The organism is Acidaminococcus hominis, assembly GCF_022484025.1.
GTDB classification, from domain to species: Bacteria; Bacillota; Negativicutes; order Acidaminococcales; family Acidaminococcaceae; genus Acidaminococcus; species Acidaminococcus hominis.
The window spans coordinates 1,902,370-1,924,420 of the sequence record NZ_JAKVMG010000001.1 but is presented as its reverse complement, the minus strand read 5'-3'; the positions used below and the strand labels follow the sequence as shown (position 1 = coordinate 1,924,420).

Sequence of the window (22,051 nt, the reverse complement as noted above, 5' to 3'; positions counted from 1 at the left end):
GGAGGAAATCATTATGAAGCAGTATGATGTAGCAATCATTGGCGCCGGGGTAGTAGGGTGCGCCATTGCAAGAGAGTTGGCCAAATATAAACTGCACACAATTGTGCTGGAAAAAGAATTGGACGTGGCCACTGGGAATTCCAGCCGGAATACAGGGATGCTTCATGCAGGCTTCACCTATAAGCTGGGCAGCCTGCGGGCCAAGTGTTCTGTGGAAGGCAACCAGGAGTTTGATACGGTAGCAGCCGAGTTGGGCGTACCTTTCAAACGGACGGGGAAACTGGTGGTAGGTTTTACGGAGCATGACCGGGAAAACATCCTGCGATTCAAGGCCAATGGGGAAGCCAACGGAGTCAAGGGGATTCGCATGGTGGACCAGGAAGAAATGCACCGGATTGAGCCCAATGCAGGCGGCAACTTTGCTATGTACGTACCGGCTTCTGGGATTCTGGATCCTATCCAATACAATATCGCCTTGGCCGAAAATGCCTGCAAGAACGGTGTGGAATTCAGCTTGGGTACGAAGGTAACCGGCATTGTTCATTTGGATCCGGTGGAAGACCAGAAACGGCTTGCCCGGCTGAACCTGCAAGGAGGCACCCTGGACGCCAAAGAGGGCGTGTATCAGATTACCACCAACCGGGATGTAATCTGTGCCAAATGGGTCATCAACAGCGCAGGTGCCTATGCGGTGGCCATTGGCCAAATGCTGGGCTATCCCTTCGTGTACCAGAGAGGGTACAAAGGCGAATACTATGTGCTGGACAAAAAGGCAGGGGCCTTCCTGAAGACTCCTGTGTACCCGGCACCTAATGACCGGGGCGGTTTTGCAACCCATGCCACACCTACCGTGGACGGCAACATTTTGGTAGGCCCGGATTGGTACATTACTCCCGGCAGAGAAGATTATGCCAACCAGGAACACAGCCTGACCCGGCTGTTCCAGGATGGCCGGAAGATGTTTACCAAAATGGAACGGCAGTACTTTATTCGCAATTTCGTAGGTATCCGCTGGAGAAACTGTGATCCAGTTACCAAGGAACCCCAGGATTTCCTGATTCAGTCCGATGAAAAGATTCCTCATACGGTCAGCCTGGTAGGCATTGAATCTCCGGGCGTTACGGCAGCACTGCCGCTGGCCCGCCGGGTACGGGCGATTATCCTGGGCCGGGAGGAAGAAGAAGGAACCAAGGTTCCTTTGAATGAGGACTTTAACCCCATTCGGAAGCCCATCAAACGGTTTGCAGAAATGAGCCTGGAAGAAAAAATGGAAGCCATCAAGGCCAATCCGGATTACGGCGAAGTGTTCTGCCGCTGCGAAAATGTTTCCAAAGCAGAAATCATGCAGGCCATTCACAATCCCCTGGGTGTTCATACCCTGACCGGCATCAAAAACCGGACCCGTTCCATGATGGGACGCTGCCAGGGCGGGTATTGCCAGACCCGGATTACCCAATTGCTGGAACAGGAATTGGGCGTTCATCCGGAAGATTTGCGGTACCAAAGAGAAAACGGTTGGATTTTTACCGGTGAAGTTCGTCCAACCCAAACGGAGGAGGAAGAATAAATGGAAGGCGCAGAGAATAAACAGAAGCAGTCTTTCCTGAACGCAGATGTGGTCATCGTAGGCGGTGGTCCTGCCGGACTGGCTGCAGCTGTACAGTTATACGACAAGGGAGTAACGGATATTTTAATCCTGGAACGGGAACACCAGCTGGGCGGCATCCTGAAGCAATGCATTCACGATGGCTTTGGCCTGACCCGTTTTGGAGAAACTTTAAGCGGTCCGGAATATGCCCTGCGGTTCATCAAGGAAGTAGAAAAGCGAAATATCAAATATATTACGGATACAACGGTCATCAATGTAACCGCTGACCACAAGGTCTACGCTTCCCATTCGGAAGGCATGATTCTGGTTCAGGCCAAGGCCGTTGTGCTGACCATGGGCTGCCGGGAACGGACCAGAGGCGCTTTGGCCATTCCAGGAACCCGGCCGGCCGGTGTCATTACGGCGGGTGTGGCCCAGGCCTACATCAACCTGCAGAACCGGATGCCGGGCAAGGAAATCGTAATCCTGGGCTCCGGGGATATCGGGCTGATTATGGCCAGACGGCTGACCCTGGAAGGTGCTCATGTTATCGGCGTCTTTGAAATCAACCCCATTCCCAGCGGACTGCCCAGAAATATTGAGCAGTGTCTCCACGATTACGATATTCCTTTGGCCATGAGCCATACGGTAACGGATATCCGGGGCACGGACCGGCTGGAAAGCGTGGTTATTTCCGAAGTGGACGATAAACTGCAGCCCATTGCCGGAACAGAAAAGGAATATGCCTGCGATACGCTGATTCTGTCCGTAGGTCTGATTCCGGAAAATGAACTGACTATTGGCGCTGGTGCCCAGCTGGATCCCCATACCAAGGGGGCTTTGGTGGACGAATTTTATCAGACCACGGTACCCGGCCTCTTTGCTGCCGGCAACGTGCTTCACGTTCACGACCTGGTGGACTTCGTTTCCATGGAAGCGGAAACCATGGCCGACGGCATCACCCGGTATATCAAAGAAGGCTTGCCGGAAAAGGATATCCCCGTCAAATGCGGCAACAATATTGGCCATGTGATTCCCCAAAGAGTCAGTGGCTCTGCGGACTTTAAGTTTTCCTTCAGAGTGCGGCAGCCCCAGCGGAATGCCCACATTGTAGTTAAACAGGGAGGCCAGGTGATTGCCAAGAAAACGGTAATCAATGCTCTTCCTGCCAATATGATTGAGCTGCCCCTGCAAAGCTCCAAACTGAGTGGGCAGGATGAAATCGAGGTGGCTGTAGAATGAAAAAGACCATTACCTGCATTGTCTGCCCCAACGGCTGCACGCTGGATATTTCCTATGACCAGGATGCCCAGGGGAAAGTAACCATTAGCCAAGTAACCGGCAACCTGTGCAAACGGGGTGTCGAATATGCCCAGCAGGAAATGACGGATCCCAGACGGACTATTGCCAGTTCCGTGCTGGTGCGCAATGGGGACCTGCCTCTGGTAAGTGTCCGGACTAGCGGCGCCATTCCCAAAAACCAGATTTTCGAAGTGATGAAAGAAATCCGCAAGGTGGAAGTGGATGCCCCGGTGAAGGCGGGTACAGTAATCATTCCCGATGTACTGCATTTGGGCGTGGACATTATTGCCACCAAGGATGTGGCATCAAACCAATAACCTATTGAGCCTTGAAAAAGGCTGCTGCAGGAGGCTGGAACATGGATAAGGATATTAAAATTACGATTGAAAACAAGCTTTGTAAACAGTGCGGAATCTGCTCCGCACTGTGCCCCAAACAGGTGTTTGATCAAAAGTACGGGGACTACCCGGTAGTTGCTCGGCCGGAGGACTGCATTGGCTGCAAATTGTGCCAGATGCGCTGTCCTGATTTTGCTATAGAAGTGGAGGTCAAATAGAATGGCTAAAGAAGAAAAGAAATTCATGGAAGGTAACGAAGCGATGACCGCCGGCGCCATTGCTGCCGGAGCCCGCTTTTTCGCAGGCTATCCTATTTCTCCCAGTTCAGAAGTTGCCAAAAGCGCAGCCAAGGAACTGCCCCGCCACGGCGGTATTTATATCCAGATGGAAGATGAACTGAGCTCCATGGCAGCCCTTTTGGGTGCTTCCCTGGCTGGGAAGAAGGCCTTCACCGCTACCAGCGGCCCTGGCTTCTCCCTGATGCAGGAAAACCTGGGCCTGGGCATCATGTCTGAACTGCCCTGTGTGGTATACGATGTGCAGCGCAGCGGCCCGTCCACCGGTGCTGCTACGAAACCGGCCCAGGGCGACCTGATGCAGGCCCGGTACGGAGCCCATGGGGACCACAGCATCATCGCCCTGGCACCTTCCTCCGTACAGGATTGCTACGATCTGTCCATTACGGCCTTCAACCTGGCCGAAAAATACCGTACCCCGGTAATTTTCCTGGCCGATGAAGTGGTGGGGCACCTGCGGGAAACCCTGACCATCCACCTGGTAAAACCGGAAGAAATCGTAAACCGCAAGGCACCGGCTCCTGGTACTGCCCAAAAGGACTTCCGGCCGTACAACTATGAAAACGCGGAAGTGGCGCCCATGGTGGCTGTAGGGGATAGAAACCTCCTGATGCGCACCACCGGTTCCACCCATAACGAAAAGGGTGAATTCAACCCCTCCCCGGAAAACATCAACCGGGTAACCCATTACCTGCTGGACAAGATCGAAAAACACGTGGATGACATTACCATTACCCGGAAATTCCAGCTGGAAGATGCTGAGGTAATCCTGATTTCCTTTGGCTGCTCTGTGCGGAGTTCCCTGAACGCCGTACAGCTGCTGCGCAAGCAGGGCATCAAGGCCGGGCTGCTGCAGCTGGTAACCGTATGGCCCATGCCGGAAAAGGAAATCCGGGAAGCCCTGAAACAAGCCAAGACCGTGGTGGTTGCCGAACTGAACATGGGCCAATTGGCCGGTGAAGTCCGGAAGTTCAACGACTATGGCTGCCAGGTAATCCAGGCCAACCGGACGGATGGCGTACTGATTACTCCTCAGCAGATTGTGGATGCTTACAAGGGAGGTACGAAATAATGAAATCGTATAAGGATTATATGCTGTTCAATAAATTGCCCCATACCTGGTGTGCCGGGTGCGGGCACGGTATTGTCCTGCAATCCATTGCCCAGGTCATGGCGGACCTGGACCTGGACAAGCATGATATTGCCCTGGTCAGCGGCATCGGCTGCTTTGGCCGTGTGGACGACTATCTGGACATCAACTGCATGCACGTAACCCATGGCCGTGCCCTGGCAGCTGCTACGGGCGTAGCCCTGGGCAACCCGGACCTGCACGTGCTGTGCACCATGGGTGATGGGGATGGTACCACCATTGGCGGCAACCATCTGATCCATGCAGCCCGGCGTAACATCAACGTAACGGCCATTATCTCCAACAACTACAACTATGGGCAGACCGGCGGCCAGTATTCCGCCACTACCCCTACCCACAGCATTACCCAAACCTCTCCCTACGGCCATGTAGAACAGAATTTCGATATCTGCAAGCTGGCCATTGCGGCAGGTGCTTCCTATGTAGGCCGTGCTACTGTCTACAATCCCGTACTGATCCGCAAACTGATTAAGGAAGGGATGCAGGTACAAGGGTTCTCCCTGATTGAGGTCATGTCCGACTGCCCCACCCACTATGGCAAGTTCAACAAGCTGGGCGAAGCTTCCAAGATGATGAAGCTGATGAACGACCAGAGCGTCACGGTGGCCCAGGCCGCCAAGATGACGGAAGAAGAACTGGCTGGGAAACTGGTGGTAGGCTGCCTGAAGAATGCGCCCCGGGAAGACTACTATACCAGCTACAAGAAGATTATCGATGCGCAGGAAGTTGAGGGATAAAGATGAAAAAAGAAATCGTATTGTCCGGTGTAGGCGGCCAGGGGGTTGTGTCCGTGGGTGAAGTCATGGGCCAAGCCTCCCTGCATGAAGAAGGCCTGAACGCAACCATGAGTGCTTCCTACGGCTCAGAAGCCCGCGGGACCTTTACCAAGACGGATGTTATTTTAAGCGATGAACTGATTGGCTATCCCAACATTGCGGTGCCCGACATTATCCTGTGCCTGGCCCAAGTGGCCTATGACCGGTATGTGGACAGCTTTACAGATGATACCCTGGTGTTCTACGATTCTGACGAAGTAAAACCCAAGGCAGGTGCCAAAGGCACAGCATTGGGTTATCCTTTCCGCCAGCTGGCTGTAGAACTGGGGAGCATCCAAAGTGCCAACTTCATTGCCTTGGGTGCCATGATGAAGAAGACCGGGCTGCTGAAGCCGGAAAGCGTCAAGCAGGGCATCATTGCCCGTTTTGGCGGGAAGCAGAAGGTTATCGATAGCAACCAAAAGGCTTTCGAAAAAGGCATGGAATTGGCATAAGAAAAACGATAAACAGAGATTTTTTGATTCACTTCACTTAACATTCTCCTTTAATAGTTTGCGATAAACACCCCTCTATGTGTGTCGGATATTCTTTCTGCCAAAGAATATCCGACATACTTATTTCTGATAGGGAACGGAGCAATTTGTTTGCCCGTTCTGGAAATTCGGTGGAAAAACCGTTATGATAAGTAAGAAACTGTTACAGTGCCAAAGGAGGCAATACAATGGCAAAACAACCTAAAATTTGTACACCGGCAGAGGCCGCCAAGGCCATCCAAAGCGGGGATTGGGTGGATTTTGGCTTCGGCAGCGGCTTTGCCGAGCTTATGGACCAGGCCCTGGCGGACCGTCGGGACGAGCTGACGGACGTAAAGATCCGGGGCGGACTGGTGTACCAGCCCATTATCCATACCGTGGACTGTGACCCGGAGATGAAGCATTTCCAGTACTACAGCTGGCATTTGGGCGCCTATGAACGGAAGCTGTTTACCCAGGGGCGGCTGCACTTTGTGCCCATGATTTTGCGGCTGTTGCCGGAAATGTACCGGGACTACCTGCAAGTGGATGTGGCCATTGTGCCGGTTTCTAGGCCCGACGCCAATGGATACTGCGGCCTGGGGCTTGCCAGCTACTGCTGGAAGACCATTATCCAAAAGGCCCGGACCGTTATCTTTGAAATCAACGAAAAGCTGCCCACCCTCCAGGGCGTGGACGGTTCCCACCGAGTGTCTATTGAGGACGCCGATTACCTGGTGGAAGGGGAACACGGCCCGTTAATCACCTCCGGCTACCGGCAGCCTTCTGCAGCCGATATCCAGATTGCCCAAAATGTAGTGGCTGAGATTCCTAATGGCGCTACCCTGAGTTTGGGCGTAGGGACCATTCCCTTTACCATTGCCCAGCTGCTGGCCAAAAGCGACCGGGAAAACCTGGGCTGCCATACCGGCACCATCAGCGATGCCTTCCTGGCCCTCTACAAGGCCGGCAAGCTCACCAACGCCAAAAAGGAAGTCCGTACCGGCCTGTCCACCTGGAACCTGGCCAGCGGCAGCCAGGAGCTGTATAATTGGCTCCAGGAAAAACCCGAACTGTTCTACCCGGCAGAAGTGGACTACGTCCATAATCCCCGGGTGATGGAAAATATTTCCAACTACATCAGCATCAACGGCGGCGTGCAGTTGGATCTCATGGGGCAGGAAAATGCCGAATCCGTAGGCACTCGGCAACTTTCCGGCACCGGCGGCCAGCTGGACTTTTTGGAAGGCGCCTTCCTGTCCCGGGGCGGCGCAGGCTACATCTGCATCGAGTCCTCCCGGGTGGATAAACAGGGCGTCCGCCATTCCAACATCCTGCCTACTATCCCCGCAGGCAGCACCATTTCCGCTCCCAGAGCCTTGATCCAGAACGTGGCTACCGAGTATGGCGTGGCCCATTTGACCGGCCTGTCCCTGAAAGAACGCGCCCAGGCCATGATTGCCGTGGCTCATCCCGACTGCCGGGCAGAACTCCAGGCTTATGCGGATAAGACGTTTAGATAAGAGAAAAGAGAATAGAGAAAAAGTTAAGGCCCCCGGCGTGATGCTGGGGGCTTCCTTGCATAATAAATAAGTGCTTTGGCTGTAAAAAAGCAACCAAAGCACTTATTTATTATGTTAGATAACTAGGGAAGGAACAACCTTCTTGTGCAATCAATTTGTATAGTTCACGGGAAGGTCGTGTTAAATGTCCCAATTCTCCATTATAAATAACTGCCCATTCCCAAAATGGATCATATTTTTCTTCCACCTGATAATAGTTGATATTGTTCCCTGTAACGTAACTTTTTGTGTAGATGGATGGTACAAGAGATATTCCCATACCTCCGGCTACCAAACGGATAACAGTTTCTATATTTTGAGATTCCATATAAATCTTTAGATCTTTTGCAAAAGGTTTAAGAATTTTGTCGGCGGCCATCCGTGTTTTTTTGAAAGGCTTAGTTAGGATGAATTCCTGATCCATTACGTCCTCTAGGTGGATATAGGGCATCTTTTCACCGTTTTTGTAAAATGCCAAACGATTTGCAGGACTGTCTTTTGGCATGGCTAGAAATAGGGGACCTCGGTAGAAAACCTTATAACTTAGATTCTCGTTACGCAGAGGAAGGCAAATTATGGCTAAGTCTAATGCTCCCATAAGTACCTGTTCTTCCAAAAATACGCTATTTTCTTCTACAATATCAATTTTGATATTAGGGTAGCGCTCACTAAAAGCTTTTAATAGGTTGGGAAGCAGCAATGCTCCAATCCGTTCTGCAGAGCCCAATTTTAACAGACCTTTTTGCATATGATTTAATTCACAGAATTCTACTCTGGTGTCTGCATATAGCTTTAGAATCTGGTAGGCCTTATTGACTAGATATTTGCCAGCATCTGTTGGAATGAGTCCATTCGTGCTCCGTGTAAACAGGGCTTCACCTAGTTCTTTTTCCACTTTTGCCAAACTTTTGCTTAATGCGGGCTGTGTAATAAATAACTTCTGTGCCGCTTTTGCCATACTTCCTTCTTCAGCTATTGCGACAATCTTCATCAGATCATTTTCAGTCATGGTACATCCCTACTTTCTGACTGCTTTCCTGATTATAATCACCAGCAATCCTGTTATCTAGTATATACCAGGGAAGGAAGTGTACTCAAGTTATCCAATTCTAAAATAGCGTCAATCAACTGATTCAGCCAGTCTGCATCATACTTTTGACAGCAGGTTCGAACTTTGGCCTGAAGTTGAGAATCGGTTAATGGGGAATAAACACTGCCTGATGCATCTTTCACTACTTTTTCTAAAGTTTCACCGTTTTTCAAAGTGATGGAAACTTTACATCCCCAATGATCTGGGTACCGTGCAGTAAAAGCAGAATCTTCTCTTACGGTAACTTTACGCAGTAAAGCTTGTATTTCAGGCCGCTGAATTTTTTCCGGGAGAAAATCATTTAATCCTACACTGCCTTCTAAGAGTGCACAGGCAGCTACATAAGGAATGGAGAACTTTGCTTGAGTAGGGAGTTTGGGTACTTTGCTGGTATCTGATAAGCCGCATTGCTTAAGCCCTACCAAATAGGTGCTTACTTGTATGGATTCTACATTTTCGGCCTGCAAATGGTTTTCCCGACGCAAGGCCAGTACCCCGTCAATGACACAGTGACTACTCCGGCAGCAGGGGTAAGGCTTCTTGTCCACCTGGAGAATCTCGTATACTTTGCCAAGGTCTTTGTCCACTAGGGAATAATTATATTCATCACTCATCATAGGGAAAATTCCCCCGTCCTTAGCATCCAGTATATGGGCGGAGCCACGCATTCCACCCAGTACCAGAAGACAGGATTCTAATCCACTAGCCGCAGCCCGGGCTGGATGCAATACCTTATTGGTAGCTCCATCTGACAGAAAAGCCCAGGTCCCGAAGGACTGAGTGCCAGCAAGCCCCAAGGCTGCCAGAAACTGTTCTGGAGTGAAATCCAGCAGCTTGGCGCAGGCTGCCGCAGCACCAAAGGTACCGGCCGTACTAGTTACATGCCAGCCCTTATTCCGGTGACTGGAAACTCCAAAGCCCATACCAATCCGGCTCATAACTTCATAACCGCAAATAACGGCTTCCAGTAGCTTTTTCCCAGGTTTATGGAGTACTTCTGCCAGCCCCCAAGCAGCTGGAACTACAACAGTAGCGATATGGGTTTTTGAGCGGGTATGCACATCATCTAATTCCAGTGTATGGCCCAACATGGCATTGAAAAATACAGCAGTCCGCAGGTTAGTCCGCTCGTTACTTCCCCAAATAGAAGCCAAATGAGCCCCATTTCCGTTGCTTATCAGTGCTGCTTGGTTGTCTGCTTGGAGATAAACCTTCTTAATTTGTTGGAACATGGGATTGTCATAAGCACCCATTGCTAATCCAACTACATCCAGAATACATTTTTTTGCACTCTTTTTTACATTCTCATCTACTTTTTCCAACGAAAAATCAGCTACAAATTCAGAAACTTTTTTTAACTCGTCCATTTTTTACCTCCAACTGATTAATTGGAACTAACTTTAGTATATTTTCTGAATTTTAATTTGACTAATGATAAATAGTTCTTGTATCGATAACTAAAAAGTCATTAACTGATGGGTTATAACGGCAAAAACTTAATACCATTGGTTTTTTCAGAATATTTGATGTACTGTGTTGATGTAGTAATTCATCGAATTTGTTCATGATATTCAAATTTGCGCGCACATTTTTTGATCAAAGCGAAGGGAGGATTCAGTGAAACATTTGGACAGTTTTTGACAAGTATTTTTAAGTTGAGGATGTATTCCAATCTAAAAAAATCCGAAAGAGAGTGACAATATGAAAGTTACTATCGATTTAATCATGACCACCGGTATTGCTGCGTTGGTTGTTTTATTAGGCAATTATATAGTTGCTCGTGTAAAGATATTTCGAGATTTCTGTATACCAGCACCCGTTGTATCAGGTTTGTTAGTGAGCTTTGTTTTATGCTTTTTGAAAGTTAATAATATTTTAGACATTAAATGGACAGCAACACTTGGAAATTGGTCAATGAATGTATTCTTAACTACAGTTGGCCTTGGCTTTACGGCAGATTTGCTGAAAAAGGGCGGGAAGTTGTGCTTAAAAATAAGCATTATTACTGTTCTCTTAATTACTCTCCAAGATATAGTAGGTGTTTTTTTTGCAAAGTTGGGAGGAGTACATCCTTTGATTGGCCTTTCTTGCGGCTCTTTGGCAATGTATGGTGGCGTAGGAACTGCTGCTGCATTTGGCCCTATCTTTGAAAAATTGGGTTGTGATGGGGCAACGGTTATTGGGGTTGCTGCTGGTACATTTGGTATGGTCGTCGCATCGCTGTGTGGCGGGCCTGCGGCGCGCTACTTGATTCATAAGTATCATTTAAAACCTGGCCCGGAAGATGCAGCACCTGTGTTGGAAGAAGACAAAAAAGGGGTTCATGCTTTGGATTCTAAAAGAATGGCAAATGCATTTTTCTTATTGCTGATGACTAGCGGTATTGGCGGCCCCATTTATTTATTGCTGAAACAGATCCCTAATGTAGAAGTTCCGTATTTCTTGGGCTGTATCTTTGCAGGTATTATTGTCCGGAATGTTATGGAAAGTATGCATATGGATTGTTATGTTGATGAAATGAATGTAATCAGTCACTTCATTCTGTATTTGTTTATTGCTATTACTATCATGACTTTGGATTTGACGAAACTGGTTTCTGTTGCTGGTGCCATGTCCATCATCTTGTTAGGCGAAGTTGCTGTTACGGTTCTTTTGGCAGTTTTCATTGCCTTCCCTGTTTACGGAAAATCTTACAATTCTGCGGTTATGGTTGCCGGGTTGATTGGGACTGGTTTGGGCGCAACACCAAATGCTGTTGCTAACGAGAAAGCTGTTATCGATGAATTTGGTTACGCACACATTGCATGGATTTTGTTCCCTGGAATGGCTGTGCTTGCAGGAAATATTTATAACCCCATATTTGTTACGCTGGTTGAAAAGTGGGTTGCTAATCTTTAGAAAGAAGCGTGAAAAATTATGTTAATTACTGAAGTGAGAAATCAGGTCCCTTATTGCGGAGGACGTAATTTTCCTAACCAAAAGATTCCATTGAATGCCTGCGATTGTCACCATCATATTTATGATCCGGTACGTTTCCCTTATATTTCTTCAGATAAAAGAAATCAGCCGCCCGCTGATGTTAACTGCTATCAGTTGCTGAAAAATAAATTAGGTATTACAAGAGACGTGATAGTTCAACCTTCTGCTTATGGGTTGGATAATCGCTGCACCCTTGATGCATTGAAACAACTTGGAAAAAAGAATGCCAGAGCCATTGTTGTAATCAACAATTCAATTAGCGATGAAGAACTGAAAAGCATGGATGAACTTGGGGTAAAAGGCATTCGTTTGAACATGACAAGCGGCTATGTACAACCTTGGGATGATATTCAGTTGTTGGTTAAACGAATTGCTCCTATGGGGTGGAATGTATGTCTTTGGGTAGACGCTGATTTGCTTGTGGAAAAGAAGGATTTTTTTGAAGCTTTACCAGTTCAACTGATTTTGGATCATAGAGGAAATCTTCCGGCAGGCGTAGGGATTAAACATCCTGCTTTTCGTCAAATTTGTAAGTGGTTGGATCAGGGAAAGGCTTGGGTTAAACTATCCGGGTACTACTTTGGAAGCCAAAAGGAGGATTTTTCCGATACAATTGAGATCGGTAAGGAATATGCCAAGAGTAATCCAAATCGTTTGCTGTGGGGAACCGATTGGCCTCATCCACGTTGCTATACAAATGGAGTGCCATGCCCCGATGACAGCCTTATGCTAGATCAATTGATGGAGCAAGTTGGTGATGAGAAAATCTTTTATAAAACCCTGGTAGAAAACCCTGCTCACTTATTTAAATTTGAATGACGTAAAAGATAGTTTGCTTTGGAAAAATTAAAATTCATATAGTAGGATGAACCTAGAAGGCTCTCAGCATAATGCTGGGGGCTTTTTTGGTTTAGAGAATTTTCTTTGCAGTAAGTTGTTACTTTTTAATCATTAACGAAAATTAATTTTCAAAAATACAAAAAAATGAAAATAAAAATTGAAAATATGCATACATCATGGTAAACTTTGGCTAAGAAAAAATCTTTGGAGGTGGTTTTGTGTCTACAGCAGATATCCTGATTGAAAATGGCTTGGTTATCGATGGGTCTGGCGCTGCAGCATACCCGGCAAGTGTTGAAATTACGGGAGACCGAATTTCTTATGTAGGGCCTGAGCGAGGCACACAAGCTGCTAAAGTAATCGATGCCTCTGGACTTGTGGTGTCACCAGGGTTTATTGATATCCACAGTCACTCTGATCTTACTCCCTTTTTCAAAGGCTATTTCATGGATAGTAAACTTTGTCAGGGAATTTGCCTTGAAATAGTGGGAAATTGTGGCATTTCTTGTCTTCCTACCAACGATGCTTGCAGAGCGGAAACAAAAGAATTTGTGGGTGCAGGTTTGGAATTACCGTTAGGTGATATGGTGTTGCAGGATGATACGATTGTTGATTATAAAAAACATGTTGATTCTGTTCGTGCAGCTACGGATATCGGTGTATTAATAGGACATGGTACCTTGCGCGGAACCGTTATGGGCTTCGATATGCGTCCGCCTACTATCGAAGAATTAAAGAAAATGGGGGAAGCGTTAGAATTTGAATTGCAGAATGGGGCATTTGGTATGTCCCTGGGATTAATTTATCCGCCAAGTTCTTATGGGGATTTAAATGAATTTGTTTATTTGGCAAAAATATTGAAAAAATATGATGCAATTTTAACAGTTCATATGAGAAGTGAGAGCACTAAAATCTTTGAAGCTGTAGATGAAATGTTGGAAGTTGCACGGCAAAGTCAGGTACATCTTGAAATTTCTCATTTTAAACTAATTGGTAAGCCGCAATGGGGAAAAGCAACGCAATTATTGGATAAAATTCGTAAGGCACAAGCAGAAGGGTTGGAAGTTACTTGTGATCAATACCCTTATTTGGCAACTTCAACCAATTTGGCCGCACTAGTTCCCGGCTGGGCACAGAGCGGCGGTTACGAAAAAATGTGTGAACGCTTAGCAGATCCATCAGAGCAGTTGCTGAAAGAGATTGGCGAAGAAATGGAACGTCGGGGTGGCAGTGCTAAAATACTCGTTGTCAGTACCAGGAACAAATACCCAGAGCTGGATGGGAAAATGTTAAGCGATATTGCAGAGGCCTTTGAGACTGCGCCGGAAAGAGCTGCAGCCAGACTTTTAGCAGAATTAGGCGGTGGTGTACCTTGTTGTTATTTTTGCTTAGATGAGCAAGATATGCTGCAAATTATGGCGCAGCCTTTCGTTAGTGTGGGAACAGATGGATATTCAATGCCTCTTGATGACTCACTATTTAAGGGGAATCCGCATCCCCGGAGTTTCGGGACATTTCCAAGATTTTTCCAAACGGTGCGGGAACATCAATTAATGCCATTGGAAAAAGCAGTTGAAAAAGCAGCTGTCCTTCCTGCAAAAGTATTGGGGCTATCTGATTGGGGAAAAGTAAAGGAAGGATATATCGCTAGTTTAACAATCTTTGACCCGGAAACGATTGAGGATAAATCCACATATTTGGATTCCAAAAAACAACCGGCTGGAATTTTCTATGTATTATTAAAAGGAAAACTAGCTTTGGAAAATGGAACGAGAATTCCTCAAAATCAAGGTACTGTTGTGTTGCATCCACTGTCATAAGTCAAAGAAAAACGCATATTTTGTTGGGGATAAGGAGGAAATTGTATGGGACCTTATGCATTAGTACCAAAGGAATCCTTGTGGGCCTTGCTTCCGCTTCTCGTTTATATTATCGTAGCCTTCAAACCAAAAGTGCATGCTTTGACATCTTCGTTTTTAGCATGTCTGGTGGGATATATTTTAACTGGTCAAACCCCAGCGCTAACGGCTAAATTGATTCAAAAATCTTTGGGGTCTACACTGGGCTTAATTGGCTTGATTATTATGTGTGGAGCTGGATTAGGCGCAGTTATGAGCGAAGCGCATGTGACACATACACTGGTACATTGGATTGTCAAATATATAGGGGTGAAGACGGAAAAACGTGCCATCCTTTGCGTTATTATAACGACAACTCTCGTATGCGGCCTTTTGGGTACACTAGCTGGCGGCTGTGCTATTATTGCCCCCATTTTGATTCCTGTTGTAGCTGCTGCTGGACTAAAACCAGCAACTGTTGCATGCTTATTCCAGTCCTCTGGGGAAACAGGACTTATCTGGGGCCCTTTTACCGGACCGACGGTTGCACTATTGGCAATTACGGGGCTGAGCTATGGCAGAATGATGCTTTGGGCAGCTATCCCGTACGGCTTGATTTGGCTTGCTGTTATTTACTGGTGTGGGACTCGCATTCAGAAGGATCCTTCTTATGACGAAGTGTATGTGCTGTCGGAGGATGAAAAGCAAACCGCAGAAGTTAGCAGCGGAGAAAAAAGAACAACTGTAATTTTCATTCTTGGCTTTTTAGGCCTTTTAGCTTACAGCATGATGACCCATCAGGGAACGGCATACACCGTATTTGTTATGCTGACCTTGGCTGTAGTTATTGCAGTTTTCAGCAGAATGTCTCTATCCACGATGTTCAAAGCATTCTCTCAAGGAATGGGGAAAATGAGTGGTACTTTCCTGCTGTTCATCTTCTTAAACATGATGCTGGAATATATCAATCTGGGGCATGGTTTTGAGGCATTGGGTAAGTGGTTCCTCCAATTCGTAGGAGAAGGAAGCCGGGCCACTGTTGTAATATTAGGCACGTTGGTAGGGTCCTTTGGTATCAATGGCGGTGCTGTTGCACAATTGCAGGTTACCAATGACCTGTTTATCGAGGCAGTTAAAGCAACACAGGTTCCTGAAGAAGTATGGGCTTTGGCCTTGATTTGCGGCTCCCGGGTAACTACGTCTATTTATCCTGGGTCTAATATGATAGCACCTATGGGGTTGGCAAGAAGTGAGAGCATCAAAGCTATGCTATTCGGCGGTTGGTGTGTTTCCATGGTATCTATTGTGTTTATCGTTATCTGGGCCATTGTAGGTATGCCGATATTCTTCCCGGTTTAATCGTTAGTTGGAAAAAGGAGTATTCGAGACTATAAATGTCTATCGAATACTCCTTTTTTCTAAGAAAAGCAAGAATGCTGTATAATAGGAGAGATGAGGTGAATCAAATGGCAATATTAGAAATCATTGATGGAAAATATGATACCCTAACAAAAAATCAAAAGAAATTAGCTGATTATGTACGCAATAATTTGATTGAAATAGCATTTATGAATATTATCACGTTAAGCCAAAAATCTGGTGTTAGCACCTCTACCATTACTCGTTTTGTTAAAGTATTGGGATTTAATTCCTTTCCAGAATTTCAAGAGGCAGTACAGAAGATTGCAAAGAAAGAGATTTCTCCTGTAAAAGAATTCCGGTTTTGGGTAACAGAAACTCCTAAAAAAGATATGTTGTATGATCAGATAGAAGAGGCAAAATCGGCTTTAGATAATTTATATAGTGAAGAAACATATAAAACCCTTGAAGCTGCATGTACGGCAATTAAAAAAGCTGGAAATGTGTACATATTAGGCTCACGTTCCACTTTTTCTATGGCATATTTTTGTTATCACTTTATGAAGCGGGTAAAAGAAAATGTAATATTGCTAGAAAACCGTAATGATGATATATCCTTACTGCTTCAATATGTTACAAAAAATGATTTTTTGATTGTGATTGGATATCCTAAATATACTCGATTTACCATTCAAATTATGCATTTCTTTTCTGATATAGGCAGTAAAATCCTTTCAATTACAGACAGCCAAACATCTCCGCTGGCGCAAGGAGCCGATTACTTAATTGTAGCGAAGAACAAATTGAAAATTTATTTTGTTACAACCATTACCATTTTAAATACACTGATGGTAATGATTAGCCGGATGGATCCCCAGGCACATATACGGTTGTTTGAAGAAGAGAATACTGTCACGCGGAAGTTGAATGTATATGAATCGTATGAAGAAAATGAGGAAAAGTAGGAATGCATGTGTGTTTGGTCAAAAAGCCTTTGTCTATGTTAAGGTAGTTGATGAAAAAATAGATTTTCTGCTGTTATTTACCGTCATATGTTATAAAATAACATAAAAGTGAACTTATGCAACTTTGTAATTAGCTAGGCGTTTTTAAGCGGTGGAAAGTTTTTGCTTATAGGGGAGGACGCTGTTATGAACTTACTTCAGCTGCAATATTTTCTAGCAGTTTGCCAGGAAGAAAATTTTACCCGGGCTGCTGCCAAAATTCATGTGACGCAGCCAACGTTGACCAAAGCCATTAAAGAATTGGAAAAAGAATTCCAGGTTCCTCTGCTGTACCGGGGCAGGCATGGGGTGCTGCCTACAACGCCGGGAGAAACTTTGCTTAGCATGGCTGTCCCTATACTTCAGGAAACAAAATATCTGCAGCAGGTGATGGAGAGCTATGCCTCCAGCCAGCAGGTGCTGCGGTTGGGAACTACGTTTATGACGAATGTGTCCTGTTTCCCCAGTTTTTACCAGTGTCTTCATGAACGATTTCCAAAAGTGGAAGTAAATGTTACCTCTGATTTAACCCACAATTTACTTCCTAAATTGGAGAATGGGCAGGTGAACTTGCTGCTGGTTCCCTATCCGCCGGAAAACTGCCGGTATCCCTATTTTCTTTGGTGTACTCGCCGCTTTCTGTTTGTGGTGCCGGAAAATCATCCTTTGGCTAATAGAGAAAAGGTGGGATTCAAGGATATCTGTCATGAGCCGTTGATTTCTTATTTTGGAGATCAATATCTGATGCGTCATGGCTTGCCGGAGAAATTTAAGAAAGCAGGTGGAGAATTAAAAATCATCCATCGCTGCAACCAGATCCAAATTATGCAAGAACTGATTCGTAAAGGACTGGGCTGCGGCTTTATGATGGAAGACTCTTTCAAACCGGGCGATGGAGTGGTAGGGCTTCCCTTGGAGGATGAATTTACTACCAATGTGTATGTGATTTGGAATAAGGAATTTGAAAAAATATTCTTCTTTAAAGATATCATCAAATATCTGCAGCGTCAGGCTAAAGAGAAGAACAAAAGGCTCCAGCTATGATATTTATAGGGCTTTCCTCTAAGGAGGAGAGTCTTTTTTGTGTGCAAAATCTTGTATGAAAATATTGCATGTAAAGTAAAAGAATGCGAATTTCACAAAATCGTGAAAATTCCGTATACTTATCACAACAGAATATTCTGAAACTAACATGAAGGGGGAATTTGTATGACCCTGCCCATTATTACTACGTTAGTAGTAATTGTGCTTATGACAATTTCATTTTTGACAGAACTATTGCCTTTGGGTTTCACTGCTCTAATGGTACCGGTACTTCTGCAGGGTACTGGACTATTGACGGGAAAGGAGGCCTGGGCAGGCTTTTCCAACAGTACAGTCATTACGTGGATTGGACTTTTCATTATCGGCGGTGTGTTCGCAAAAACCAGTTTCACCAATAAAATTAAATATTTTGTGAGAAATCACACTGGCGGTAATCCTATTAAGATTATGGTGATTATTTTAGCTTCTTGTACGATTATGGGGCTTATGACTACCGCCACCGCAACTTTGGCGGCTGTAACTCCTATTTTGATGGAAATTTGTGATGATACAGGCCTGGACAAAAAGCGGGTATTTAAATCCGTAGCAGATGTAAGCACTTGGGCTTGCGTACAGATGTTGCCCATTGGCAGTTCTCTCAGCTATTTTCTGTTGTTTAACCAGTACTTGGAAGGCGCTGGTGCAACGGTCCGCTATGGCCTCTTGGATATGACTTGGATTAAATTTCCTATGTGGCTGGTGTTGGTTGCCTATTATTTGTTTATCAGCAGGCATTTTGGCAAGAAAGCGGGCACAGAAGAGCGGAAAGAAGCAGAAGAGGCTGCCGCCCCGAAAAACGATAAACTCAGCCAGCTGACCCCTGTCCAGGAAAAATGGGCCGTCTTCATTTTCATTGCCAATATGATTTTCATGATTGTGGCAAGCATTACAAAGCTGGTTCCTGTGTATCTGATTAGCACCAGTTTTGCTTCTCTTGCCGTAGGTCTGAAGCTGATTAGCCAGAAGGAAGCTCTGAATTCGGTAAGCTGGAGTGTTATTTTTCTGGTGGCTGGGACCTTGCCGTTGTCTACCGCCATTAACAAATCTGGTACCGGACGTTGGATTGCCCACCTGATGGCAACCACGTTCCCTTCCTTGAATAATGCAGTCCTACTGGCAACGGTATTTTGTATTGTTACCATGCTTGCTACCCAGTTTATGAGCAATACGGCTGTATGGGCAGTATTTGCGCCCATTGCTGCCAATATGGCTCTCAATATGGGAATGGATCCCCGGCTGACCGTATCCGGAGTAGCCTGTGGCGCACTGATTTGTTTTGCAACGCCTATGGCAGCTACGGCTGGCGGCTATACCTATGGTATTTGTAATTTCAGCATGAAAGAATTTTTTAAAATTGGCTGGCTGCCCTGTGTCCTTATGACATTGGCCTTTGTTCTCTGGGCGCCAATTGTCCTGCGTTTAATCTACTAACTTTAGGATAAAAGGAGTGTAGGTCCTATGGAAACCAAAGAAGAGAGAGCAGCACGCTTGGCTGCTTTAATGAAAAAATTGCACGGCTTTTATGCAGAACCTTGGAAATTGTACCATGAACCCTTTCATGTCGCAGGGCCAATTTATTTTGTTGGCAATACGTATGTATCCACCTTTTTGCTGGATACCGGAGAAGGGCTGATTCTTATCGATCCGGCTTTTAAAGAAACACAATACCTGCTTTTTGACAGTATTCGTGCTTTGGGTTTTGATCCTCATGACATTCGCCATATTTTCTTGTCCCATGGGCATGTAGACCATGTGGGTGGGACCCGGTATCTTCAGGAATACTCTGGGGCTCAGGTCTGGCTAGGAGAACCGGATGCCTTTTTCTTTACAGAGCGGCCAGATTTAATTATTGATGCGGACCATGTACCACCTTTTACCATTAATAACTATTATGATTATCATAAGGAGTTTCAGATGGGAAAGGTAAAGATTCGTTTCATTGCTACACCGGGTCATACTCCTGGTGTAACCACCTTTGTGATTCCCGCAGAAGTAGGTGGGAAAACCGTTCTTACGGCCATGCATGGAGGACTGGGCCTCAATGGCCTCACCCGTCCGGAACTGGATGATAACCGTTTGCCCTATACTCTCCAGTCTGACTTTGTAAAAGGACTCCAGGAACTGCAGAAGTTGCCGGTTGACATTGTTTTACCTTCTCATAACCATAATTATGACATGCTGGGACGGTACAAACAATTTGGTGGAAAAGAAGAAGGCTTTATTGATCCTGGAGGCTGGCAAAAAATGCTCCAAGGTGTATTGAACCAATGCAAAAATGTAATTCCGGAAGCGTTTGAATTTTAAGGGGGAAAATGCGCCTAAATTACGAAAAGTTAGCTCAGAGTATCATTTTTCTAATTTTTGTCGTTAAATAAAATAAAGAACAGACCCCGAAACCGATATAATACAGTTTTGGGGTCTGTTCTTTATTTTAAGCTCAGGCACAGTTGCTCAGTGTGCTTAATTTCATGAATAGGGTGGCAAGTATCGCCGGCATGGTGGCCTAAATTCTGCGGTAAGGTGGAAGAAAAACACCGTGCAGGTGGGCCTAATCAGACCGGAATATGCAAGCATACTGCTTACCATCTCTGTCGACAGACTCATTTCCGTTTTCCAGGCCACTATTCAGAACGTGACTACCGAATATGTTGTGAATTTATGCATAACCTGCATAAATAGATGCAGAAAACCCATTTTTCATTAGTTTGCAAATAATTTATACTATTCTTATAACTGAAAGGCATACAGGGAGGTCGATTTTATGAAAAACACGCGTTTGCTGCTTTCTGCTCTCTTGGCAGGTTCTTTGTCTGCCACGCTGCTGACTCCGGTGTGGGCCCAGCCGGCCCAAGCCCCTGCGGCCCAGGTAAAGCAAAAGGCCCAGCAGCAGAAGGCCGATGTTTCTGCCTACCATCAGGGGGTTCTCCAGGATACCCAATATGGTTATGTCCAAGGGGTGCAGGTGGACAAGGCCCTGGTTTGGAAAGGGGTTCCCTATGGCACGGCCCAGCGGTGGAAAGCGCCTGAGGATCCGGTGTCCTGGAAGGGCATCCTGAAAACGGATAAGCCCGGTCCCCGGGGTATCCAAGGTACTGCCGGCAATACCCAAGGGGTGGAGGATTGCCTGAACTTGGATATTTACCGGCCCAACACCAAGGAAACCGGCCTTCCTGTGCTGTTCTTCATTCATGGGGGCAACAACCAGACAGGCCTGGCACAGCTGCCCTATATGCAGCATTTTGCAGAAAGTGCCAACGTAGTGGTTATCAGCATCAACCACCGGCTGGGCGCTTTGGGCTTTAACCCGCTGCCCGCCTTGAAACATGGTACGCCCCAGGAAAATTCCGGGAACTTTGCCGTTCTGGATATGATTCAGGGCCTGGATTGGACCAAGGAAAATATTGCCAACTTTGGCGGTGACCCCAACAATATCACCATTTCCGGCTTCTCCTCTGGCGGCCGGGATGTCATGGCCCTTTTGATTTCCCCGGCAGCCAAGGGCAAGTTCCAAAAAGCCCTGTTCTTCAGCGGCGGTATGACCACCTCTAAGCCCGCCTGGGCCCAGAAGATTTTTGCCCAGCATTTTGCACCCCTGGCGGTAGCGGACGGCATGAAAAAGAATACCAAGGAAGCCGCCAAGTGGCTGCTTCAGGATAAACCTGAAGTGGCAGCCTATTTGAACGGCCTGTCCGCAGACCGGGTGGCCGGCGCCTTTGGCGGAGCCGCTATCCGCATGGAAGCCTTCCCGCATTTGTACACCGATGGCGTGGTGTTGCCCAAAGACGGCTTTGCCACCAAGAGCTACAACCAGGTGCCCCTGGTGATGGTTACCGGTACGGACGAATTCTCCCTGTTTATGAAAGGAGACCCGTATTTTGCCTCGGCCATTAAGGACAAGACTATCTTTACGGATCCGGTAAAACACCAGGAATATGCTTTTGCCAACAAGTACGGCGGCAAACTCTACGGCCTCTTTAACGCAGAAGAATCCGCGGAAATTATGAAGAGCGCCTACGGAGATGCACCCATTTATACCATGTCCATTGCCTACGGCAATAACCCGGAACTGGTAGGAAAAGAATCCGCCTTCCTATTGGGTTCCGTCCATGGCATTTGGATTCCCTTCGTAACCGAACTGGCTACCAACTCCGTTGCCAGCTACCCCAAAAATGCCTTCAGCAATCCCGGCGCCCTGGCCCTGCGGAAAGATATCCAGCAGTACTTAGGCAACTTCATGCGCACCGGCAACCCCAACGGCAAGAACCTGCCCCAGTGGCAGCAGTGGACCGATACCACCAATGGTCCTTCTTCCCTGATTGTCAACGCCACCAAGG

The 22,051-nt window shown here is 46.5% G+C and carries 18 protein-coding genes and 1 pseudogene; 17 read left to right on the top strand and 2 right to left on the bottom strand.

Annotation, left to right across the window (positions count from 1 at the left end):
* Positions 1-13 precede the first annotated feature (13 nt).
* The 8 genes from LKE88_RS08660 (at position 14) to LKE88_RS08625 (ending at position 7,485) form a co-directional block, all read left to right on the top strand.
* Positions 14-1,567, top strand: coding sequence for an NAD(P)/FAD-dependent oxidoreductase (locus LKE88_RS08660; protein ID WP_105327493.1), 1,554 nt, complete (start codon positions 14-16; stop codon positions 1,565-1,567).
* Entirely contained in the window at positions 1,568-2,830 is a 1,263-nt protein-coding gene (locus LKE88_RS08655) for an NAD(P)/FAD-dependent oxidoreductase (RefSeq protein ID WP_105327494.1), read from the top strand. It abuts the gene before it with no gap.
* Positions 2,827-3,207: a DUF1667 domain-containing protein gene (locus LKE88_RS08650; RefSeq protein ID WP_105327495.1), complete on the top strand. Its 381-nt coding sequence runs from the start codon at positions 2,827-2,829 to the stop codon at positions 3,205-3,207. The genes LKE88_RS08655 and LKE88_RS08650 overlap by 4 nt, the downstream gene beginning before the upstream one ends.
* A gap of 41 nt (positions 3,208-3,248) precedes the next feature.
* Positions 3,249-3,446, top strand: coding sequence for a 4Fe-4S dicluster domain-containing protein (locus LKE88_RS08645; RefSeq protein WP_105327496.1), 198 nt, complete (start codon positions 3,249-3,251; stop codon positions 3,444-3,446).
* Between the two features lies 1 nt (position 3,447).
* Complete coding sequence (locus tag LKE88_RS08640; RefSeq protein WP_276803379.1) at positions 3,448-4,596, top strand: 2-oxoacid:acceptor oxidoreductase subunit alpha; 1,149 nt, start codon at positions 3,448-3,450, stop codon at positions 4,594-4,596.
* The gene (locus LKE88_RS08635; protein WP_105326506.1) at positions 4,596-5,411 is read left to right on the top strand and encodes a thiamine pyrophosphate-dependent enzyme; all 816 of its coding nucleotides are present in this window, start codon (positions 4,596-4,598) and stop codon (positions 5,409-5,411) included. The genes LKE88_RS08640 and LKE88_RS08635 overlap by 1 nt, the downstream gene beginning before the upstream one ends.
* Positions 5,412-5,413: 2 nt before the next feature.
* Positions 5,414-5,944 (top strand): 2-oxoacid:ferredoxin oxidoreductase subunit gamma family protein, encoded by a 531-nt coding sequence (locus LKE88_RS08630; RefSeq protein WP_231087027.1) that lies wholly within the window; start codon positions 5,414-5,416, stop codon positions 5,942-5,944.
* Between the two features lie 227 nt (positions 5,945-6,171).
* Entirely contained in the window at positions 6,172-7,485 is a 1,314-nt protein-coding gene (locus tag LKE88_RS08625; protein WP_105327531.1) for an acetyl-CoA hydrolase/transferase family protein, read from the top strand.
* 109 nt (positions 7,486-7,594) lie between these two features.
* Here the strand turns inward: LKE88_RS08625 and LKE88_RS08620 are convergent, their stop codons facing one another.
* Together LKE88_RS08620 and LKE88_RS08615 are read right to left on the bottom strand one after the other, a co-directional pair.
* Positions 7,595-8,533 (bottom strand): LysR family transcriptional regulator, encoded by a 939-nt coding sequence (locus LKE88_RS08620; protein ID WP_231087023.1) that lies wholly within the window; start codon positions 8,531-8,533, stop codon positions 7,595-7,597.
* Positions 8,534-8,586: 53 nt separating this feature from the next.
* On the bottom strand, positions 8,587-9,981 hold the full coding sequence (locus tag LKE88_RS08615; protein ID WP_276803374.1) for an MmgE/PrpD family protein: 1,395 nt from the start codon (positions 9,979-9,981) through the stop codon (positions 8,587-8,589).
* Between the two features lie 334 nt (positions 9,982-10,315).
* On the opposite strand from LKE88_RS08615, the gene LKE88_RS08610 reads away from it, so the two are divergent.
* The 9 genes and pseudogenes from LKE88_RS08610 to LKE88_RS13195 all read left to right on the top strand — a co-directional run.
* Positions 10,316-11,512: a sodium/glutamate symporter gene (locus LKE88_RS08610; protein ID WP_105327506.1), complete on the top strand. Its 1,197-nt coding sequence runs from the start codon at positions 10,316-10,318 to the stop codon at positions 11,510-11,512.
* 18 nt (positions 11,513-11,530) lie between these two features.
* Positions 11,531-12,412, top strand: coding sequence for an amidohydrolase family protein (locus tag LKE88_RS08605; RefSeq protein ID WP_105327507.1), 882 nt, complete (start codon positions 11,531-11,533; stop codon positions 12,410-12,412).
* A 239-nt stretch (positions 12,413-12,651) separates the two neighbouring features.
* Positions 12,652-14,253, top strand: coding sequence for an N-acyl-D-amino-acid deacylase family protein (locus tag LKE88_RS08600; RefSeq protein WP_231087044.1), 1,602 nt, complete (start codon positions 12,652-12,654; stop codon positions 14,251-14,253).
* A 45-nt stretch (positions 14,254-14,298) separates the two neighbouring features.
* Entirely contained in the window at positions 14,299-15,630 is a 1,332-nt protein-coding gene (locus tag LKE88_RS08595; RefSeq protein WP_276803372.1) for an SLC13 family permease, read from the top strand.
* Between the two features lie 107 nt (positions 15,631-15,737).
* A complete protein-coding gene (locus LKE88_RS08590; protein WP_231086573.1) occupies positions 15,738-16,595 on the top strand; it encodes a MurR/RpiR family transcriptional regulator in 858 nt (285 codons plus the stop codon).
* A gap of 186 nt (positions 16,596-16,781) precedes the next feature.
* A complete protein-coding gene (locus LKE88_RS08585) occupies positions 16,782-17,678 on the top strand; it encodes a LysR family transcriptional regulator (protein ID WP_231086492.1) in 897 nt (298 codons plus the stop codon).
* Positions 17,679-17,843: 165 nt separating this feature from the next.
* The gene (locus tag LKE88_RS08580; protein WP_231086494.1) at positions 17,844-19,148 is read left to right on the top strand and encodes an SLC13 family permease; all 1,305 of its coding nucleotides are present in this window, start codon (positions 17,844-17,846) and stop codon (positions 19,146-19,148) included.
* A 27-nt stretch (positions 19,149-19,175) separates the two neighbouring features.
* On the top strand, positions 19,176-20,021 hold the full coding sequence (locus tag LKE88_RS08575) for an MBL fold metallo-hydrolase (RefSeq protein ID WP_231086498.1): 846 nt from the start codon (positions 19,176-19,178) through the stop codon (positions 20,019-20,021).
* A 457-nt stretch (positions 20,022-20,478) separates the two neighbouring features.
* Positions 20,479-21,573, top strand: a pseudogene (locus LKE88_RS13195) (carboxylesterase family protein); the annotation flags it as partial.
* Between the last annotated feature and the right edge of the window lie 478 nt (positions 21,574-22,051).

Bases quoted from the DNA above. Each gene is read 5' to 3' on its own strand.
- LKE88_RS08660 (WP_105327493.1), top strand. From the start codon at position 14: ATGAAGCAGTATGATGTAGCAATCATTGGCGCCGGGGTAGTAGGGTGC.
- LKE88_RS08655 (WP_105327494.1), top strand. From the start codon at position 1,568: ATGGAAGGCGCAGAGAATAAACAGAAGCAGTCTTTCCTGAACGCAGAT.
- LKE88_RS08650 (WP_105327495.1), top strand. From the start codon at position 2,827: ATGAAAAAGACCATTACCTGCATTGTCTGCCCCAACGGCTGCACGCTG.
- LKE88_RS08645 (WP_105327496.1), top strand. From the start codon at position 3,249: ATGGATAAGGATATTAAAATTACGATTGAAAACAAGCTTTGTAAACAG.
- LKE88_RS08640 (WP_276803379.1), top strand. From the start codon at position 3,448: ATGGCTAAAGAAGAAAAGAAATTCATGGAAGGTAACGAAGCGATGACC.
- LKE88_RS08635 (WP_105326506.1), top strand. From the start codon at position 4,596: ATGAAATCGTATAAGGATTATATGCTGTTCAATAAATTGCCCCATACC.
- LKE88_RS08630 (WP_231087027.1), top strand. From the start codon at position 5,414: ATGAAAAAAGAAATCGTATTGTCCGGTGTAGGCGGCCAGGGGGTTGTG.
- LKE88_RS08625 (WP_105327531.1), top strand. From the start codon at position 6,172: ATGGCAAAACAACCTAAAATTTGTACACCGGCAGAGGCCGCCAAGGCC.
- LKE88_RS08620 (WP_231087023.1), bottom strand. From the start codon at position 8,533: ATGACTGAAAATGATCTGATGAAGATTGTCGCAATAGCTGAAGAAGGA.
- LKE88_RS08615 (WP_276803374.1), bottom strand. From the start codon at position 9,981: ATGGACGAGTTAAAAAAAGTTTCTGAATTTGTAGCTGATTTTTCGTTG.
- LKE88_RS08610 (WP_105327506.1), top strand. From the start codon at position 10,316: ATGAAAGTTACTATCGATTTAATCATGACCACCGGTATTGCTGCGTTG.
- LKE88_RS08605 (WP_105327507.1), top strand. From the start codon at position 11,531: ATGTTAATTACTGAAGTGAGAAATCAGGTCCCTTATTGCGGAGGACGT.
- LKE88_RS08595 (WP_276803372.1), top strand. From the start codon at position 14,299: ATGGGACCTTATGCATTAGTACCAAAGGAATCCTTGTGGGCCTTGCTT.
- LKE88_RS08590 (WP_231086573.1), top strand. From the start codon at position 15,738: ATGGCAATATTAGAAATCATTGATGGAAAATATGATACCCTAACAAAA.
- LKE88_RS08585 (WP_231086492.1), top strand. From the start codon at position 16,782: ATGAACTTACTTCAGCTGCAATATTTTCTAGCAGTTTGCCAGGAAGAA.
- LKE88_RS08580 (WP_231086494.1), top strand. From the start codon at position 17,844: ATGACCCTGCCCATTATTACTACGTTAGTAGTAATTGTGCTTATGACA.
- LKE88_RS08575 (WP_231086498.1), top strand. From the start codon at position 19,176: ATGGAAACCAAAGAAGAGAGAGCAGCACGCTTGGCTGCTTTAATGAAA.